The 19,608-nt window shown below is 57.3% G+C and carries 15 protein-coding genes; 6 read left to right on the top strand and 9 right to left on the bottom strand.

The features are described 5' to 3' along the window. Positions 1-72 precede the first annotated feature (72 nt). The 3 genes from AC13C0_RS16045 to ydiJ all read left to right on the top strand — a co-directional run bounded on the left by AC13C0_RS16045 (position 73) and on the right by ydiJ (position 5,537). Complete coding sequence (locus AC13C0_RS16045) at positions 73-1,029, top strand: GlxA family transcriptional regulator (RefSeq protein WP_341581447.1); 957 nt, start codon at positions 73-75, stop codon at positions 1,027-1,029. 106 nt (positions 1,030-1,135) lie between these two features. After that, positions 1,136-2,482 carry an MmgE/PrpD family protein gene (locus AC13C0_RS16040; protein WP_341581446.1) on the top strand — a complete coding sequence of 449 codons (1,347 nt, stop codon included), beginning with the start codon at positions 1,136-1,138 and terminating at the stop codon, positions 2,480-2,482. Continuing rightward, on the top strand, positions 2,466-5,537 hold the full coding sequence (gene ydiJ, locus AC13C0_RS16035) for a D-2-hydroxyglutarate dehydrogenase YdiJ (protein WP_341581445.1): 3,072 nt from the start codon (positions 2,466-2,468) through the stop codon (positions 5,535-5,537). The genes AC13C0_RS16040 and ydiJ overlap by 17 nt, the downstream gene beginning before the upstream one ends. On the opposite strand, the gene AC13C0_RS16030 is transcribed toward ydiJ, so the two are convergent. Then, positions 5,534-5,890: a hypothetical protein gene (locus AC13C0_RS16030; RefSeq protein ID WP_341581444.1), complete on the bottom strand. Its 357-nt coding sequence runs from the start codon at positions 5,888-5,890 to the stop codon at positions 5,534-5,536. The two genes, ydiJ and AC13C0_RS16030, sit on opposite strands and share 4 nt — an antisense overlap. Before the next feature lie 29 nt (positions 5,891-5,919). Then, positions 5,920-6,690, bottom strand: a complete 771-nt coding sequence (locus AC13C0_RS16025) for an EAL domain-containing protein (protein WP_341581443.1) — start codon at positions 6,688-6,690, stop codon at positions 5,920-5,922. A gap of 193 nt (positions 6,691-6,883) precedes the next feature. On the opposite strand from AC13C0_RS16025, the gene AC13C0_RS16020 reads away from it, so the two are divergent. Further along, positions 6,884-8,038 carry an isocitrate/isopropylmalate dehydrogenase family protein gene (locus tag AC13C0_RS16020; protein WP_341581442.1) on the top strand — a complete coding sequence of 385 codons (1,155 nt, stop codon included), beginning with the start codon at positions 6,884-6,886 and terminating at the stop codon, positions 8,036-8,038. Positions 8,039-8,045: 7 nt separating this feature from the next. Here AC13C0_RS16020 and AC13C0_RS16015 read toward each other — a convergent pair whose 3' ends face one another. From AC13C0_RS16015 to AC13C0_RS16005, 3 genes are read right to left on the bottom strand one after another with little or no spacing between them, the layout of a single operon-like run. Further along, positions 8,046-8,618 (bottom strand): YceB family lipoprotein, encoded by a 573-nt coding sequence (locus AC13C0_RS16015; RefSeq protein WP_341581441.1) that lies wholly within the window; start codon positions 8,616-8,618, stop codon positions 8,046-8,048. Next, a complete protein-coding gene (locus tag AC13C0_RS16010; RefSeq protein WP_064227151.1) occupies positions 8,611-8,802 on the bottom strand; it encodes a CPXCG motif-containing cysteine-rich protein in 192 nt (63 codons plus the stop codon). Before AC13C0_RS16010 ends, AC13C0_RS16015 begins: the two co-directional genes overlap by 8 nt. Before the next feature lie 9 nt (positions 8,803-8,811). After that, complete coding sequence (locus AC13C0_RS16005) at positions 8,812-10,038, bottom strand: pyridoxal phosphate-dependent aminotransferase (RefSeq protein ID WP_064227150.1); 1,227 nt, start codon at positions 10,036-10,038, stop codon at positions 8,812-8,814. A 240-nt stretch (positions 10,039-10,278) separates the two neighbouring features. Between AC13C0_RS16005 and AC13C0_RS16000 the strand changes: the two genes are divergently transcribed. Next, positions 10,279-11,262 (top strand): D-2-hydroxyacid dehydrogenase, encoded by a 984-nt coding sequence (locus tag AC13C0_RS16000; protein ID WP_201257871.1) that lies wholly within the window; start codon positions 10,279-10,281, stop codon positions 11,260-11,262. Positions 11,263-11,335: 73 nt separating this feature from the next. Here AC13C0_RS16000 and AC13C0_RS15995 read toward each other — a convergent pair whose 3' ends face one another. The 4 genes from AC13C0_RS15995 to AC13C0_RS15980 form a co-directional block, all read right to left on the bottom strand. Then, the gene (locus tag AC13C0_RS15995) at positions 11,336-12,001 is read right to left on the bottom strand and encodes a LuxR C-terminal-related transcriptional regulator (protein ID WP_064227147.1); all 666 of its coding nucleotides are present in this window, start codon (positions 11,999-12,001) and stop codon (positions 11,336-11,338) included. Positions 12,002-12,045: 44 nt separating this feature from the next. After that, positions 12,046-13,995, bottom strand: a complete 1,950-nt coding sequence (gene acs / locus AC13C0_RS15990) for an acetate--CoA ligase (RefSeq protein WP_341581440.1) — start codon at positions 13,993-13,995, stop codon at positions 12,046-12,048. A gap of 307 nt (positions 13,996-14,302) precedes the next feature. Further along, the gene (locus AC13C0_RS15985; protein WP_117619827.1) at positions 14,303-15,838 is read right to left on the bottom strand and encodes a fatty acyl-CoA reductase; all 1,536 of its coding nucleotides are present in this window, start codon (positions 15,836-15,838) and stop codon (positions 14,303-14,305) included. Between the two features lie 243 nt (positions 15,839-16,081). Further along, on the bottom strand, positions 16,082-17,332 hold the full coding sequence (locus tag AC13C0_RS15980; RefSeq protein WP_341581439.1) for an AAA family ATPase: 1,251 nt from the start codon (positions 17,330-17,332) through the stop codon (positions 16,082-16,084). 279 nt (positions 17,333-17,611) lie between these two features. On the opposite strand from AC13C0_RS15980, the gene AC13C0_RS15975 reads away from it, so the two are divergent. Then, a complete protein-coding gene (locus AC13C0_RS15975; RefSeq protein WP_117619826.1) occupies positions 17,612-19,597 on the top strand; it encodes an HDOD domain-containing protein in 1,986 nt (661 codons plus the stop codon). Positions 19,598-19,608: the final 11 nt, after the last annotated feature.

Below are 19,608 nucleotides of genomic sequence, written 5' to 3'. Positions count from 1 at the left end.
AATCCGGATCGACAAAAATTTAATAAAACGCCATCATGCGCTAAAAAAGCGACATTCCGTGCAGGCAACCCAATGACAGAACCGGAAACCCGGAAAATCGGCTTTCTCGCCATTCCACAGTTCTCCATGCTTTCGTTCGTCGCGGCCATGGAACCCCTGCGTGCGGCCAATCGCCTGAGCGAGCAGCCGCTGTACGAATGGCACATCTTTTCCCAGGACAACCAGCCCGTGGCCGCCAGCAACGGCTTGCCAATCAGTCCGGACCGGCGGTTTGATGAAACCAGTGATATTGATCTAATGATCGTGGTCGCCGGTATCGGCGCCACCGTTATCAGGGACAAAAAGCTGTTTGAATGGCTGCGTCAGCTCTCACGCCGTGGTGTGGCGCTAGGTGCCACCTCCACCGGTTCTCTCCTGCTAGCCCGCGCCTGGCTCCTTTCCAATCACCGATGCACCATACATTGGGAAAACAAGGAAAGCTTTGAGGAGGAGTTTCCCGAACTCAACATGACCGGGGAACTGTATGAGATCGATGGCAACATCATGACCTGCTCAGGCGGGCTGGCCAGCCTCGATATGATGTGCCACAAGATCGCCCTGGAGCATGGGGCAGATCTCGCCATGGGGTGCGCTGAGCAGTTCATCCATCCCCAGATCCGACCGGCCAATGACAAACAGCGGATGGAACTCCAGTTCCGGCATAACACGAATCATCCGCGCCTGCTCAAGGTCATCCAGCTGATGCAAAACCACACCGAGGAGGTTCTGAATCTCACGGAGATCGGCGAGAAGGTCGGCCTGTCGACACGCCAGATGGAACGGTTGTTCCGAACTCACCTGCGGACCACACCCAACGCCTTTTACATGCAATTGCGCCTGGAGCGGGGGAAACACCTGTTGCTTCAGTCCACCATGAGCATTACCCAAATCTCCACCGCCTGTGGCTTTAACTCGACTTCCTATTTTACCCGTTGCTATACCAAAGGCTTCGGACTGACACCCCGGGAGCAGAGGCAGAAACGGGAGTAGGGCTGAATAGAATTTGTCGGCTTTATTAAAGCCCATGTCGCATTATTTGCAGTCGGCCAGACCGTGAACCTCAATGATGGAGGCACAATAATATCGAGTGCCTTCCATGCCCAACCTGTCAGTACCAAAGAAGATTCTGGAGCTTGATGCCACCGCTCTGCCGACCGAGGTCTATGACCTGGCCCGGACCTGCCTGCTGGACCTGTTGGGCGTGGCAGCAGCTGCAACCAGCACGCCCCTCGCCCGGATAGCCCTTGAGTTTGTAAGCAATCAGTACCCTGGCAGACAGCCGCTACTGTTCGCGGAAGGTCAGGCCTCAAGTGCCGGCGCAGCCCTTTATGGCGGCTGGCTGATTGACGCCCTGGATGCCCATGATGGCCATGTGCTGACCAAGGGTCATGCCGGTGTTGCCATCCTGCCCGCGCTCCTTTCTTTGCCCGAAACACAGGACCTGTCGGGACGACGTTTTTTGGGGGAGCTGGCCATCGGCTATGAGATTGCCATTCGCGCCGGTATCAGCCTTCATGGCTCAGCCTGCGATTACCATACCTCCGGTGCGTGGAACTGCCTGGGCGTGGCCGCTGTGGCGGCCCGGGTAATGGGAGTGACGCCACGGCAACTGGCGGAGGCCCTCGGCGCCGCCGAGTTCTACGGTCCACGCAGCCAGATGATGCGCTGCATAGATCATCCAACCATGCTGAAGGACGGCTCTGGCTGGGGCGCCATGACCGGTATTTCCGCCGCACTGCTGGCCAGGTCTGGCTTTACCGGTGCCCCCGCATTACTTCTCGAGGAAGCCGATCTCTGGCGGGACCTCGGTACCCATTGGCATTTCCTAAATACCTATTTCAAACGGTACCCAGTGTGCTATTGGGCCCAACCTTCTGTGGAAGCCGCGCTATCGCTCCGGGCCTCAATACCCGACATGGAGCAGGTCGAGGAAATTCGAGTCACCAGCTTTCATCAGGCGATTCGACTGCATACGTCCCGGCCTCAAAGTACCGAAGAGGCCCAATACAGCCTGCCCTGGGCGGTGGCTTGTGCTTTGCACCGCGGCACGGTGAACCAGCAGTCGGTAACCAATGATCTGGACCACCCCGAGGTCTTGCGGCTGATCGGAAAAGTCCAGCTGTCCGAATCTGCCGAGTTCACGGCCTGCTTCCCGGCTAATAGATATGCCACTGTTGCAATCCGACTGAACGATGGCCGGGAACTGGTCAGCGACCGGTTCGAGGCGAGAGGCACGCCGGGCAACCCGATTGCCCAAAGCGAACTGGTCACCAAATTTTACGAACTAGCCGAGCCTGCCCTCGGGCCGAAAGCCAATTGCCTGGAGTGGGCCGTTCACGAACTGTCTGACCAACCTGTGACAGAACTCCTGGCACAACTGACCCAGTCCCACCCCCACCAGAACCAACAGGAAAACAGTCTCAACCATGCTACCGCGACTTGAGCAAATAACACCGACCCAGTCCCGCTACCTTGAGTTCCTGGAGACGCTCAAGGGTTCGGGTTTCCGGGGAGAAATGACGCAGGACTACGCAACTAGAACGGTACTGGCGACCGATAACTCTATCTATCAAGTGCTGCCGCAGGCGGTGGTTTTCCCGATGGACAAGGCAGATGTCCAGGCACTGGCTCGCCTCGCGACAACAGCTGATTGGGCGGATATCGTATTCAGTCCCCGTGGCGGAGGTACCGGCACCAACGGTCAGTCATTAACAGACGGAATTGTGGTGGACCTCTCCCGTCATATGAACCGGATCCTGGAAATCAACGCCGCCGAGGGTTGGGCGCGGGTCGAAGCGGGAGTCGTGAAGGATCAGTTGAATGCAGCCGCGAAAACCCACGGTCTGTTTTTTGCGCCGGAGCTGTCCACCAGCAACCGGGCTACCATCGGTGGCATGATCAATACCGATGCCAGTGGCCAGGGGTCGGTCATGTACGGCAAGACCAGGGATCATGTCCTGGAGCTGAAAACCGTCCTGTTGGATGGCAGCCTGCTGCATACCCGTGCCCTCGATGCCGAACAGGAGAAAGCCGCGACCGGACAAGCCTCGCTGGCGGGTGATATTTACCGAACCCTTGCGGGTATCTGGGACCGCCGCCGAGAAGATATCGAGCAGCGTTTTCCCAGGCTGAACCGGTGTCTGACCGGTTATGACCTGGCCCACCTCCGCGATGGACAGGGTCGGCTCAACGCCAACAACGTACTGTGTGGTTCCGAAGGTACGTTGGGCTTCATTGTCGAGGCAAAAATCAATCTGGTGCCGATCCCCGATTACCAGGCTCTGGTGGTGGTCCAGTACGACAGTTTCGACGCATCCTTGCGGGATGCCCGTGCCCTGATGGAAGCCGGCCCGGCCTCAATTGAAACCATCGACAGCAAGGTACTGGAACTTGCTAGGAGTGACATCATCTGGCAAGACGTGGCGCCATTTTTTCCGACCCCACCGGACTCCCCGACCCGGGGCGTGAACCTGGTGGAATTTACCGGAGGCGACGAGCAAGAGGTTCGCCGTGCTGTGAGAACATTGACTGAGCTGCTGGACGATCCAAAACGGACGCCAGCTTACCACTACGCCGTCGCCTTCGGGGAACAGGCGGTCAACCAGGTCTGGAAAATGCGCAAACGGGCCGTGGGACTGCTGGCCAAAACTTCCGGTGAGGCCCGCCCTGTGGCGTTCGTTGAGGACACAGCCGTGCCGCCGGAACATCTCGCGGACTTTATCGGTGAGTTTCGCGAGGTCCTCGACCGCGAGGGGCTGAGCTACGGCATGTTCGGGCACGTGGACGCAGGCGTGCTGCATGTCCGCCCGGCCCTAGACCTTAAGGATCCGGAAACAATCAACATCGTTCGTTCAGTCACCGAGAAAGTGGTCGCACTGGTGCAAAAGTACCATGGCCTGCTGTGGGGCGAGCATGGCAAGGGCTTTCGTTCCGAATTCGCGCCCGGCTTTTTCGGGGACCTCTACCCAGAGTTGCAGGCCGTAAAACGGGCCTTTGACCCCCACAATCAACTCAATCCCGGCAAAATTGCGACACCCGATGCCCGAATCCCGCTGGTAAAACTGGATCAGCCCAGGCAGCGCGGAGCACTGGATCGCACCATTCCGGTTGCCAGCCGAGGCAGCCAGCCGGACGCCATGAACTGTAACGGCAACGGCGCGTGCTACAACTTCGACCCGGACGATGCCATGTGCCCGTCATGGAAAGCGACTCGCGACCGCCGGCACTCTCCAAAGGGTCGCGCCTCCCTCGTTCGGGAATGGCTCAGACTGCTCGGGGAGCAAGGTTTGGACACCGAATCGCTCGCGGCACAGACAGACTCCACCCCGGCGCTTCGGAGCCTGCCCGCCAGGTTTCGGAATACCCGGGCGCGTAACCGGGGGCAGTACGACTTTTCAAATGAAGTCCGGGAAGCGATGGACGGATGCCTATCCTGCAAATCCTGCTCCGGCCAATGCCCTGTCCAAGTCAACATTCCCGAAGCCCGCGCCCGGTTCATGCATCTGTACCACGGCCGCTATCTGCGCCCGTTCAAGGATCATCTGATCGGCAGGCTGGAGCAACTGATTCCCTTCATCGCCAATCCCATCGCCCGCCCCTTTTACAATAGCCTCATGCGCTGGGCACCGGTCAAGGCGCTGGTCCGCAACATTGGCATGGTGGACAGCCCCCTACTTGCAGCACGGACACCCGTCGCGGCCGCCGCAGGGCTGGGCATCGGTGTAGTGAATGACAAAGAGCTGGCAGGCCTGAGCGAGGAGGAACGGGCCCGGTCGCTGATCATCGTGCAGGATGCATTCACCAGCTACTTTGAGACCGATACCTTCGCCGCCATCCTTGAATCGCTTCAATATCTTGGCTTGCGGATCTGGTTGCTGCCCTTCCACCCGAATGGGAAACCGCTTCACGTTCATGGCTTTCTCAGACAGTTTGAGACCATTGCAGGCAGGCATTCCAACCTGTTGAAGTTCCATACAAAGTACGACATCCCTCTGGTTGGCATCGACCCTTCGATGACACTTGCTTTCCGGTCGGAATACCGGAAATACGTTGGCCCGGACGTTCCCAGCGTGATGTTGCTCCAGGAGTTCCTGGCCGCCAAGATCAAACAAATTTCTCTAGGTTTTAAAGCGCCGGCAGGGGCGCAGGTGACCTTGATGGGCCACTGCTCGGAGAAGACAAACGCCGCCGGCAGTATGGACCAGTGGCGGGACGTGTTTGAGGCATTGGGTATCGGAATCGATATTGAAGCTACAGGCTGCTGTGGAATGGCTGGCACTTATGGGCATGAAACCCGGAACCTCGAAACGTCCAGAGCCATTTACGAGCTTTCCTGGGGCCCGAAGGTGAGGAAGGACCTCGAGTACTCCAATGATTTACTTGCCACAGGTTATTCCTGCCGATCACAGGTAAAGCGGTTCGCTCGCGTAAAGGTCAGACACCCGCTAGAGTATCTGCGGGACCAATTCAAAGCCCAAAAACTTACGCGTGAACTTTAATAGGCGCCAACCAGCATCAGGAAACCGAAAAATCCGATAGCCGTGATGCCCAGGGAGGCCACGACGATGCCAAGCCCCCACAAGACAGCAGCGCCATCGGATATTTCAACATCATGGCCCCTGAGGGTTCGGTAGAACGCCCATGGGCCCAGGACGAAAGCACCGACTACTGCAAAAACCAACCCAACGCTGATACCGGCAAAGGTCCAGGTAGCAAGAACTATGGCGCGGTCTTTTACCTGGTCAGTAACGCCGTGGTGCTCCAGAAATTTCTTGCAGAAGAACCAGATCAGGGCGAACAGGATGATGACAAAAACCAGTCCGCCAACAATGGTGATCATTCGGTATAGCAAGATGTCGTTCCTATCGGTTCAGGGGCAGTTTATGCCGGAAACTCGGGCTCCGGTAGGCATTCAAAACCCGGTTTGGCAAACAGGTAGCCCTGGTAGAGATTAATTCCCTGCGACCGCAACCAGAAATATTCCTCCTCGGTTTCGACGCCCTCGGCAATAATCTCACCGCCCAGTTGTTTCATCATCGTGATAATCCCGGCCACCACCGCCTGCTTGTTCGGCTCGGTATGAATATTACGAACCAGTGCCATATCCAGTTTAAGAAGATTGGGCGGACTTGCCATCATGATGTTGTAACGGGAGAAGCCAGCGCCGAAGTCATCAATAGCCGTACTGAACCCCATTTCCTGATAGGCCTCGATGATGGACACAAGGTGATCAACAGAGGTTGAAGTCAGCGCCTCATCCTCGGTCAGCTCGAAGATAATTTTACGAGTATCGAAATTGTAGGTCTTGGCCGCTGCAAGGGTTGTCCGAATACAGTACTCGGCTCGGTACACTGCATTGGGCATGAAGTTAATGCTGAGCATTGGCTCCATTTTCAGCCGGGCCGCAAGCTTGACGGCCTTGACCCGACAGACCTGATCAAATGCATAGCGATTGCGCTCATTCACCTTCGAAAGAACGCTCATGGCGCCCTCACCTTCGGTCCCCCTTACCAGGGCTTCATAGGCGTAGACGGATTTGTTAAGAGCGTCAACGATGGGCTGGAACGCAAAGGTAAAGGAAAAATCCAACCCTTCCCCACAGGCGCATTGCTCACAATGAGACTCATCAAATAATACGGCGGGTTGGTTCACTTCAACTCCTGACTTCACTTCTGGCGGTTTTACACTGTCAATAAGACGTATTTTCAATCCAATATAGCTTCGAACCCCTCCCCGGTAAAACCACTTTATGGTTAAAGCATGTCAAACGGTGGCATCCCCCGTTTACATGACTAAACTGGGGTTTGTCGTTTATACGTGTCTGTCCACAAAAGGAGTTTCCCGAATGGCCCAATCTACCCGTATCGCTGTAACCCCGGGCGACGGCATAGGCCCCGAAGTGGTGGCCGAGGCTGTGCGCTGCCTGGAAACCCTGCGCGCCAAACACGGCCTGGACATCGAGTGGACGCGATTCCCCTGGCCCTCCCACGCCTGGCACGAAGAACATGGAGAGTCCATGCCGGCGGATGCCCTGGCGCAGTTACAGAAGTACGATGCCATTCTGTTGGGCGCCCTCGGCGATCCGGGCCCGATGGACGATCCGGACCGCTACCTGCTACCGGACAGTATCTCCCTGGCGCCCCTGCTGGACATGCGCAAAGGGTTCGACCAGTGGGTCTGCGAGCGCCCGGCCCGGCTTCTTCCCGGTGCCCGCCAGTACCTGGCGGATGAGCGCGCCAAGGACATCGACATGCTGGTGATTCGGGAAAACTCGGAGGGTGAGTACGTCAGCCAGGGTGGTCGGTTACGCAAGGGCATGCCAGACGAGGTAGCCACGCAGATGGAGGTGTTCACGCGTAAGGCAACCGACCGGATCATCCGTTACGGGTTTGAGCAGGCTCGAAACCGTGCTGCAGATCGGGTAAAGGAAGGTCGGACGCGGACATTCCGGACACTGGATGGCCGAACCTGCGAAAGCCAGGTGTGCCTGGTAACCAAGCGCAATGCCCTGCGCTACTGGGGCGATATGTACACCGAGGCCTTTGACGAAATCAGCAAAGAGTACCCGGATGTGGCCACGCATCATGAGCTGGTGGACGCAGCCTGCATGAAGTTCGTGCAAAGCCCCTGGGCATTCGACGTGGTGGTGGCCAGTAACCTGCAGGGCGACATCCTGACAGACCTGGCTGCGGTGCTGTCAGGCGGCATGGGGGTTGCGCCTTCCTGCAACCTGAACCCAACCGATCCGGATATGCCTTCCATGTTCGAACCCACCCACGGCAGCGCTCCGGACATCGCCGGACAGGGCCTGGCGGACCCCACAGCCATGCTATTCACCGCCGCCCGCATGCTCGAATGGCTGGGGCGCAAAGATCCAGCCATTGCCGCCGCGGGCAAAGAACTGTTCGATGCAGTGGCTGCAGATCTTGCCGAAAATTCCGGTAGCCGGCGAGGCACCCACGAAATCGGCTCTGCGATCTGCGAGAGGCTGTCTCAGTAAATAAGGGCTACTGGTCGGCCATGACGAATTCAAGTCGGCCAGGCGCCACCCGCACATCCACGGGCATCATTCCGAACATACGCTGGGCGAAGTCGGTTTCGTCCAGCCGGTACACCGGCATGGTCTCCAGCATCTGGGCCACGAGCCGCATCACCGTATCGGTTACAGGCTTCAGATCCCCTTTGAAGAAGGGAGAGTCGATACTGCTCTCCAGAAGCTGCAACCGTCGTATGAAAATGGCTTTTTCAGCGCTGTCATAAACCGGCGCACCTTCAACCTTCAAGGCAATATCTACGGGCAACTTCGCCATCAACGCATTCAGGGCAACCTGCCCCCTCACATCGATCACTGCCACGTCCCGGCCATCGGGCCCGAGGGTAATGTCTGCATCATCGAGACTCAGACTCAGCGGCGACCCGCTGTTCAACTGGTTGCGATCAAATTCGCTCACCACATCCTGGAGATGCCTCTCCAGCTCACCTTCGGAAATCGAATAGGGCGACAGACTGGCACAGCCGCTGGCGAGCGCCAGCATCAGGACCAGTAGCGCCCGAAAGATATACAGCGGCGTTTTATTCATTTTCAGCACGGGCCTCCACTTGAGGCGTCAGATTGTCGTCAAAAACCACATGCAACAGGATGGGCCTGCAACAGACCTGGCAATCCTCGACATACTCCTGTTCCGGCACTGAGGGGTCGACGCTGATATCCAGCGTCTCCCAGCAATACGGGCACTGAATCAATACCGAGTCCAGGGCTGACATGTCATCACCTCAGAACTGTTGCTTGGCCATCCACGGGATGACGCGATCAAACGCCTCTTCCAGTTTCTCGCAGGTTGTGGAAAAACTGATCCTGACGGCGTTGGTGCACCCTTCGCCGAAGGCATCACCGGGCACCATACAGACGCCGGTTTCTTTCAGCATCCGCAGGGCCAGATCCGAGCCATCCACATGGGGCGGCAGATCGGGAAACGCAAAAAAGGCACCACCAGGCTTGTAGCCAGTCATGTAGGGCGTCTGGTCAACCAGCTCAACCACCTTGTCCCGACGCTCACGATAGATATCGACCATATCGCGAACGCACTGCTGGTCCCCCGTCAGAGCGGCCACGCCGGCAAACTGGGAGGGCGTGTTGGCCACCGACGTGGTGAACATGTGGTAGCGCCGCAGCGACTTGATAGCGGCCTGGCTGGAAATCACCCACCCCACACGCAGCCCCGCCATGCTGTAGGTTTTCGAGAAGCTGCTGATGCACATGATGTTGTCCAGGTCCATCGAACAGTTCAGCACGCTGGCGAAGTCGTCATCGTCGAAGATCAGGTGATCGTATACTTCGTCCGCATAGACCTGGATGCCCCGGTAGGCGCACTCTTCAAGGATGGTTTCAACGGTACTGCGCGGGTAAACCGCCCCGGTCGGATTGTTGGGGTTGTTCAGGATCAGCGCGAAGGTACGGGGCCCCATGGCCCGGATAACCTCATCCGGGTCCAGCTGGTGGTTGTTTTCCGCCCGGGTCTGGACAAACTTCACCTCACCACCGTTCATTCGGATCAGTGGTGCATAGAGCAGGAATGACGGATCCGTCACGATAAACTGCCGACCTGGCGCAGAGGTAGCGGAAATCGCCAGGTACATGGCCTCTGTGGCACCACTGGTAATCAGGATGTTATCCCGGGTCAGCTTGCGGTTGTAACGCTTGCCGTAGTAGTCACGCAGGGCCACCAGCAGTTCCGGCAGACCGGCATCCATGGTGTAGCCGGTCTGCCCCGCATTGAGCGCATCGATATAGGCATCGATTACGTGCTTGGGGGTCGGCAGATCCGGCTGACCGATGGAAAGATGAATGACATCCTTCATGGTGGCCGCCATATTCACCATGCGCCGGATGCCCGGCACCGGGATCGCCTGCATGGCAGGGTTCCAACTGGCCTTGGTTTTCCGGTACTTCACTCTACGCGGTTTGGTCTGGCCGGTTTCTTTGTTGGCGGCTTCTGCCATAAACACCTCCTGCAAACGGGGCAAATAGAATCTACTCCTGCAGGTTAGTCAGTATGAAAGGCCTCTACAAGACAAAACGTCATAAAGATGATGTACGTGAAAGTACCGCCATCACCGCCGTCAGAGCAAAATCTGTTGCCCAGCAAGTTGACCCGACAGTACCTGCCGACCAGACTGTAAATACCCTCATGGGCGATCATCAGTCACACATAGTCATTCATCACAAAAAGCGGAGGCTCAATGACTCAGCACAGCAAACCTGTTGTTACCGTTCTCACCGCGCCAGGGGAGCAGGAACCGCCGGGGATGGACGCAGTCAGGGCCCGCGCGGATGTGCGTTTTGCCTGTGACGAGCCAACCCTTCGCGACACCCTGCCCGGCACCGACATCATGATGGTGACGGACTTTCGCACAGAGGCCCTGGCGGCCGCCTGGCACACGGCAGACAAGCTGAAATGGATCCACGCTACCAGTGCTGGCGTCGATGCGCTGATGTTCCCGGACCTGATCAAGGGTGATGTCACCGTGACCAATGCCCGGGGCATTTTCGACCGCACCATTGCCGAGTATGTGCTCTGCACCATCCTGATGTTCGCCAAGGATTTCCCGAATTCCATCCGGCTGCAGATGAAGCACCAGTGGAAACATCGGGATACTGAGCGGGCTGAGGGCAAGCAGGTTCTGGTTGTTGGTGCCGGCTCTATCGGCCGCCAGATTGGTCGCCTGGTTGGCGCTGCCGGATTAAAAGCACACGGCATTGCCCGCAAACCGAGAAAAGAGGATCCGGATTTTGTAGCGGTGCACGGCAACGACGATATTTATGAGCAGTTGGGTCACGCGGACTTCGTGGTGATTGCGGCACCTCTGACGCCCCAGACCGAAGGCCTGTTTGACGAGAAAGCCTTCAAGGCCATGAAAAACTCCGCCCGCCTGATCAACATCGGACGCGGGCCGATCGTCAAAACCAATGATCTGATTACAGCCCTCAAAAATGGCGAGATTGCCGGCGCCGGACTCGATGTCTTCGAAGAGGAACCGCTGGCAGAAGATCACCCACTCTGGGACATGGAGAACGTCACCATGACCGCCCACATGGCCGGCGACTTCATCGGCTGGAAGCGGGCCCTGACCGACCAATTCCTGGAGAACTTCGACCGCTGGCACAAGGGCGAGGAGCTGTTCAACCTGGTGGATAAAGAACTGGGATACGCTGGCAGCAAATAACCGACTTTATCCCCCAGTCAAAAAAACGGGAGCCCGAAGGCTCCCGTCTCAAATCCAAACCAGTAAAACCAGATCAGCTACCAGACAACGACTGATCCGAAGGATCGATCTCCATCTGCTGAATCGCAATCACCGCCTGAGTGCGGTTTCGCACCCCAAGCTTCCGGAACACCGCCGTGATATGCGCCTTGATGGTAGCCTCCGACACGTCCAGATCATAAGCTATCTGCTTGTTCAGAAGCCCCTCGGCCAGCATTCCCAGCACCCGGAACTGTTGCGGCGTGAGCGACGCCAGCTTCTCGGAAAAGTCGGTGGCATCCGAATGCATCCGCTCGATCTTGTCAGCCACCCCCTCCGGCAACCACACATCCCCTTCCAGAACAGCCTGAATCGCCTCAGTGATGGTGGGCAGCGGCGCCGACTTCGGAATAAAGCCGGAAGCACCGTAGTCAATCGAGCGACGCATCACCTGCAATTCCTCAGAACCTGACACTACCACTACAGGCAGCCCCGGGTACTGCCCGCGCATGAACACGAGCCCGGAGAAGCCGTGGGCACCCGGCATGTTGAGATCCAGCAGAACCAGATCCGCATCCGGGTGCGACTCTACCGCCGCCTGCAGTGCCTTGATGCTGTCGACTTCCACCGTCTCGGCATCGGGCACCGCCTGACTGACCGCCTGCTTCAATGCTGCGCGAAACAGCGGGTGATCATCAGCGACGATAATTGTTTGTGCCATTCAACAGATTCCTTACAGGTACGTGGCCTGGTAACACACAGGCGTTACTGGTTCGCACGACCGCTGATCAGGTCATCGACTACACCCGGGTCTGCCAGCGTAGACGTATCACCCAACTGGTCGTGCTCGTTAGACGCAATCTTACGCAAAATCCGGCGCATAATCTTGCCAGAACGGGTTTTGGGCAGTCCAGGCGCCCACTGGATCACATCCGGGGAGGCAATCGGACCGATTTCCTTGCGCACCCACTGCACCAGTTCCTTCTTCAGCTCGTCAGAGGGCTCCTCGCCATGAACCAGGGTAACGTAGACATAGATGCCCTGCCCCTTGATTTCATGGGGATAGCCAACAACAGCCGCTTCGGCGACTTTATCATGGGCAACGAGCGCGCTTTCAACTTCCGCGGTACCCAGACGGTGACCGGACACGTTCAGAACGTCATCGACGCGGCCGGTGATCCAATAGTAGCCGTCCTCATCACGACGGGCGCCATCACCTGTAAAGTACATGCCCTTATAGGTGCTGAAATAGGTCTGGGCAAAACGCTCATGATCGCCAAAGATTGTGCGCATCTGGCCCGGCCAGCTGTCCAGGATAACCAGGTTACCCTCGGTCTTGCCTTCGAGGATATTGCCGTCGTTATCCACCAGTGCAGGCTGGACACCGAAGAACGGAACGGTTGCGGAACCCGGTTTCAGATCAATGGCGCCCGGCAGCGGAGAGATCAGGATGCCGCCGGTCTCGGTCTGCCACCAGGTATCCACGATGGGGCACTTGTTGTTGCCGATAACCCGGTGGTACCACTCCCAGGCTTCCGGGTTGATCGGCTCGCCCACCGAGCCCAGCAGTTTCAGGCTTTCGCGGGTGGTGCCGCTCATGCAGGACTCACCTTCCGCCATCAGGGCACGGATTGCGGTCGGCGCGGTGTAAAGGATGTTTACCTTGTGTTTGTCGACCACCTGTCCCATGCGCGAGCTGTCAGGATAGTTAGGCACACCTTCGAACAGAACGGTGATGGCACCGTTGGCCAGCGGGCCATACAGGATGTAACTATGGCCGGTCACCCAGCCAAAATCAGCCGTACACCAGTACACGTCACCCGGGTGATAATCGAACACGTACTCGTGGGTCATGGAGGCATAGACCATGTAACCGCCGGTCGTGTGAAGCACACCCTTCGGTGCGCCTGTGGAGCCAGAGGTGTACAGCATGAACAGCGGATCTTCGGCGTTCATGGGCTCTGGTGGGCAGTCTGCAGATGCAGCCTTCATCAGATCCTCGTAACGCTCGTCACGGGCATCATTCCAGGGCACTTCGGAATTGCCGGTACGGGTCACGACCACCACTTTTTCGACATTGGCGGTGTCTTCGTTCTTGAGGGCGGCATCCACGTTCTTTTTCAACGGGATCTTGCGGCCACCACGAACACCTTCATCCGCGGTCACCACAAAGCGGGACTTGCCGTTAACAATCCGGGCGCCCAGGGCTTCCGGCGAGAAACCACCGAAAACCACAGAGTGAATCGCGCCGATACGAGCACAAGCCAGCATGGCGACGGCTGTCTCGACAATCATCGGCATGTAGATCGTAACAACATCACCCTTTTTCACGCCCAGCCCTTTCAGGACGTTGGCGAATTTGCTGGTTTCTTCGTGCAGTTCGCGATAGGTCACGTTACGCGAATCGGCAGGGTCATCACCTTCAAAGATGATGGCGGTCTGGTCGCCACGCTTCTCCAGATGACGGTCCAGACAGTTGGCGGATGCGTTCAGCTGGCCATCTTCAAACCACTTGATGGACAGATTGTTGTAATCGTAGGTCGTGTTTTTCACCTTGGTGTAAGGCTTGATCCACTCAAGGCGTTTGCCGTGCTCACCCCAGAAGGTATCCGGGTCTTCAACTGACTGACGATACATTTCTTCATACTGTTCCCGGTTCAGAAGGGCCCGCTTGGCCACCTCCGGGCTAACCGGATATACCTGTTTATCAGTCATTGTGCTCCCCCTTTGTCAGAGTCTGTTGTCATTGTCGGTTTTGGAATTCTGAGCGCTGGGACCTTTCCGGCCCTCTATAGACGGATAGCCGTAGTTCAACATGTGTGCCACTACACAATGAATTAGACTAACGTCCTAATGCGCCTGAACTTTTGGCCAAAACTGGCCGGTAACTCACAAGAAAACAAGGGTTATTTGTACCGGACAAAAAAGCTTCTTAAAGGATAGTTCTATCGGGACCAATCGCAAACTGGTGAGGAAAACAGGCCAGGCAACGGCCCGGCCCTGGCGACCGGGCTCAGGTTTTTTACGCCGCTTTCTTTCGGGCCTTGGCCGAACGGAGACTGTAGACCTTACGCTCCTTCAGGGCATACCGGTTAAGCCCGGCAAGGTGGATCTTGCGCAGGTAAACTGCCCAGTCGATCTGGCGGGCATCCACCGGGAACAGCACTTTGTCCAGCTCACCCATGCGCGAGGCCAGGGCCAGCAAATCATCATTGCGGAAGATGTAATCCGGTGCCGTGTAGAAACCGAAAATAGTTGCCAGGGAACGGGTGGTATCAAGGTTCCGAAGCACTTTCAATTCCCGGTTCTGGCCCAATAATTTCAACACCTTCCCGGCAATGCCAAGGGGAATGCGCACTCCGCCCACTACCGCATCAAAAAGCCTGCGATTCACGGCAATGAACGGCCTGGTCGGCTGCCGATAGAACAGCTGGTCATATTCCGCGTAATTTGCCCTGGCTTCCGCCATCAGGTGATCAATGAATTCGCCCAGGGAAACCGGGTTGCAGCTGCCACTGCAGCACTGGTAAACCCGGTGACGCGGGGACTCACCCATCGCCTCGGCGGCAGCCAGGATGATGGCGTTGGCCACCAGGTCAACGGGAATGACATCAATGACCCCGGAACGCTTGCCGGGAAACAGGGTGACCTTCTCTCGGGCATAGGCAAGGATAATGGCGTCTGCCACCTTTACACCTTCAATCCAGCCAGGCGCGGGCTCCTCAAGAGCACTCTCAATAATCGACGGGCGCACAATGGTCAACGCCCTTCCCGAAAGGGCTTTCAGCAAAAGCTGCTCACCCAGCCACTTGGTAAAGGTGTAGGTGTCGCTCCAGCCGTAGTGATTGGCTTCACGAATACCCAGGTCCACCAGTTTCTTTTCCAGCGTCTTTCCGGAATACCGTGACCGGACATCGGCAATCTTGTCTTCCAGCAACCGGACCAGCTCTTCAATCTCGTAGTAGCCTTCCGTGCTGCGAGGAATGGATTCGCCCGCGGGCTTGATGACCGATTCGGTAATCTGGCCGGCGTTCATTCCGTTCACGTAGCAGGTGGACACCTGAAGCACCGCCAAGGACTTGTTCTGCCGCGCCAGCTCGGCAACGTTTTCCAGGCACAGAGTGTTGACCGCCAGGGCCTTGTCCAGCTCTTCACGGAAGTTGACGCTGGCGGCCGAGTTGATCACGGCATCAATATCGCCGGCCAGCTTGCGGAAGCGATCGCCCGACAGACCGAATAATGGTTCGGTGACTTCACCGGTAACGCAATACACCCGATCCTCAATGAAGGATTCAAAAGCCTCCTGATCCTCCTGGCGAAGACGGTCAAATACCGACGATGTAGCAATCTCATCGAGAAAACGCCCCCGGGCATCCCGGTGGCGCTTGTTACCACGGATCAGCAGGTGAATGCCGCCGATATCGGGAACGGCGCGAATCAGCTTTTCCAGTACCACCTTGCCAAGAAATCCGGTGGTACCGGTAATCAGTACGTGCTTTCCGCGGAGCTGTTCGAGTGCTTTCGATGATGCCCCGGGATTCAGCTGCTGTGTTGCCATGGGAGAACTCCTTCTCTATTCAAATTCATCGCCGGCGCATACCTGCCGGCAGGGGAAAGTTTGCGAATCAGGTACAAAAGAGCCACTGCATATTGCGGGCCACGATTCAGGTTTATGCTCAATAGATTCAGATTTATGCTCAATACTTGCACAACTTCGGTGACAGAGTGGTGACACACAGCAAAGTTACGCTACAAAAAGCGCTAATAAAATGACGGAAAAGGAGGTAGGTTTTTCTGCGTATCAGGAGCGGCCCTGATCATTGCCCGAGAGTGACCGCAGAAGCCGATCCAGGGAAATATCCGCGGGCTGCTCCTTCAACACGCGCACCAAACGATCCTGCTCTCCAAAGCTGATACGGTCATAAAAGGGCTCGCGCAGAACCGAAGAAGCAGGTTCCGGTTTCCTTGCTTCTCGTGGCGGGGGCGAAATCTGGTCAGCAAGCTCCCGCAGGTGTGTGGCCAGGTGGTTCTTACGCTCCGGATCGAGGTTTTCCCACGGAAAAGACCCCAGTCCAGTCTGGACGATTTCAATCGCATCGCTGTCCAATGCGCTCCCCAGGAGTGCAAAAAGCCGGGTAAATGCTTCATAACGCAGCATCGGGTCGACGGGCGCCTGGGCGAACACCGACTCCAGTTGGCTCACCGCACTCAGGCACTGCGTTTTAGCATCTGGAATTTCCTCTTCCGCCGTTTTTCCGGGCGCGGCAACCGGGGCAGGTGTAACGTCCGCCTCCCTGCGAGACACCTTGTGCCAGTATGCCGCGATACCGGCCTTTCGCCTGGGAAGCTGGGACAGTCGCACATTCAGCATATCCGCGAGGGTATGAAATTGACGGCAGGATGGGTCTGACACCGGCAGCAGTGCAACGGGCTTCTGGTTCAGAACCGACTGACGGAGAGTTTCGTCCCGCCATATTCCGCCCATATAATGCAGGGAAATCCCCAGATGGCGTTGTGCGGCTGCATCAAGGCGCTGAAACACGGAGCGGGCCTGACTGGCCCCCTGGGCCATGTTGACGAGAATACTCGGGATCCGGTTGTAGCCCCTGCGCCGAAGAACCTTGATCAGGGAGAAGGCGTCTGTCAGGGAAGCCGGATCCGGGGTTACCACCATGCAGGCCAGCTCCGTGGCCGCGATCATATGAAGCCCCGCCGCCTGAAGACCCGCCGCCGTATCGGTAATAACATAGTCGTACCGATTTTCGAGGTTGTACAGAGCCCGGAGAACGCGCAGGCTCTCAGCCGGCCCCATGTCCATACATTCCTGAACCCCGGAGGCCCCGGGAACAATGTGGAGACCGTAGTCGGTCTCGAGAATGATGTCCTCCAGCCGGCATTCCCCGGCCATGACGCTGGCAAGGGTTTTCCGGGGATACAGACCCACCATGATGCTGACATTGGCCAGATCCGTGTCACCGTCCAGAAGCAAAACCCGCTTATCCTGCCTCGCGAGGGTGAGAGCCAGATTCAGGGCGACGGAGGTTTTGCCCACCCCACCCTTCCCACCGGCAATGGCGATGGTTCGGGGTTGGTTCGGATTGTGTTTTACAGGTTCTCTGGCAGTCGTCACCGGCAATCTAGGTCCCTGATTTTACGGTTGCAGGCTATTTAACCTGTCAAAATTCTACACATATCACGAATCAGATAATATATTGCTTAAAAAAACAGCAACAAGTATTTAATAACGACGGTTTATTGTCTAAGCTCTTTCCGGACAAGAGTGAACGATTCGTCAAATACCGATTTGTTACGTCGCACGGCAGATAGGCCTATGCAGATTGCGCCTGATTTACAGTTACCGAGCCTTCCGGAAGTGACCTTGCGGGCGCTGGATGCTTGTCATCGGGACGAAAGCTACCGGACCATCAGCGAGATTGTCTCCGCCGACACCGCTCTGGTCGCCCGCATACTCGCGCTAGCCAATTCCGCGCTTTACGGCCCTTCCACACCAATCCGGTCGGTGGATCAGGCGTTGCTGAGGCTGGGTACCCGGCGATTCCATACGCTCGTACTTACCGCTGCCCTGCGCCAGCTGCTGTTCGAACTCGGGGGTGACGAGTGGCAGCAACTCAGGGATTTCTGGCGGCACTCACTGACCACTGCGCTGACCGCACAGGCGCTTGCCACCCTCACCCGTTACCCGGAGCCGGACGAAGCGTTCATGCTGGGCATGCTTCACAACATCGGTGAACTGATCGCTATTAAAACGCCAGCAACCGAAACGAAGCAACACTATCTTGATCATCAATCCGATATTGCCGCCGAGCTTGTCTCTTCCTGGGGGTTGGGACCGATGGCCGCCGATGCCATGCGATACCAGCAGGCCCTCCCTTCGGAGCTGCGGGATGCCGGCCACCTGGTGAAGCTGATCAGCCTGGCTAACCGGCTGGCGCTTTCCGATGCCGCCGGCATTGCGGCGGCAGGTACGGTATTCGGGCTGAATGAGGAGCTCACCCGCGAGATCAATCGCCGGATCGGACATGAAGTATCCGGAATGGCAGCGTCTCTTGGCATTCCCCTTGATGAGGAATACAACGGCGAAAGCGCGTCCAGGCAACTGAAGCAGACCATTCTGCGCCAGGCCATGGCCAGCCAGGCAATCAATCTTGCCGATGTAACCGGTGAAACCGAGGACATCCTTGCCGAAACGGTCAACAGCCTGACCCTGATTACCGGCCTGCCCGCCCTGTGCTTTGGCCATACCGGGGACAACCTGGTGCTTCTGTCCGGAACAATTGGCGATATCCCGGATCTGGCCGTGACCGCCAAACCGGGCGGCAGCGTACTGACCGAGGCCTTTGTTTCGGGAGTGCCCGTCAGCCTCGGTGAGCGTTCACCGACGGTGCTCGACAGGCAGCTGCTATCCTTGTTACACACCCCGTCGCTTTTGGCTGTCCCGGTCGTCAGTGGCGACGACTGTCCGGGAGTCTTTGCCCTGGGCACCGACAACGATCAATTGCCGACCACGCTGGAACTGGCAGACATTTTCACCCGCCAGCTGTCTTCTGTACTCGCAAACCGGCCACTCCCGGACAAAGAGGCCGGGACTGACGGTAAACGGCTGGACCAGGAAATAGCCCGTGACCGGCTACTCAGACAGGTCCATGAGGTCAGCAATCCCCTGACCATCATCCGGCAGTACATTTATCAGCTCAGAGGCCGGCTGGAGGATACCGACGTTCAGCAGGAACTGGACGTGATCCGGGATGAGCTGGACCGGGCCGGAAATCTTTTGCTGCAGATGAGTCACACGGACACTACGGATCACGATGCCGACGTCGTTGAACTGAATGCGGAGCTGGAAAGCCTCGCCCGGATTCTGGAAGACAGTCTGTTCAGCTCCGAAAGCCGTCAACTGACGCTGAAACTTTGCAACCAGCCAACGCTGGTTGCCGCCGGCACCACCCGGATTCGCCAGGTTGTGATCAATCTGATCCGCAATGCAGCCGAGAGTCTTCCGGATGAAGGTGGTATGGTAGAGGTCCGCACGTCTTGCCCGGTGTGGCAGAATCAGCGCACCTGGGTGGAAATGGAGATCACGGACACGGGCACCGGAATACCCGGTGAAATCAGGGACACCCTGTTTTCACCGGCAAGGACCACAAAAGGAGAGGGTCACAGCGGTTTGGGCCTGAGCATTGTGAAACAGCTTGTTGATGACATGGAGGGCATCATTGCTTGTCGCACGGGACAGGAAGGCACCACCTTCAGGATTCTGTTTCCCGCGGCCAGCCATAAAAAAAATGAGACCGACTGACGCAGAAACAA

The sequence above is a fragment of the Marinobacter sp. B-21 genome (genome assembly GCF_056857895.1).
This window is presented reverse-complemented; position numbering and strand designations above follow the sequence as displayed.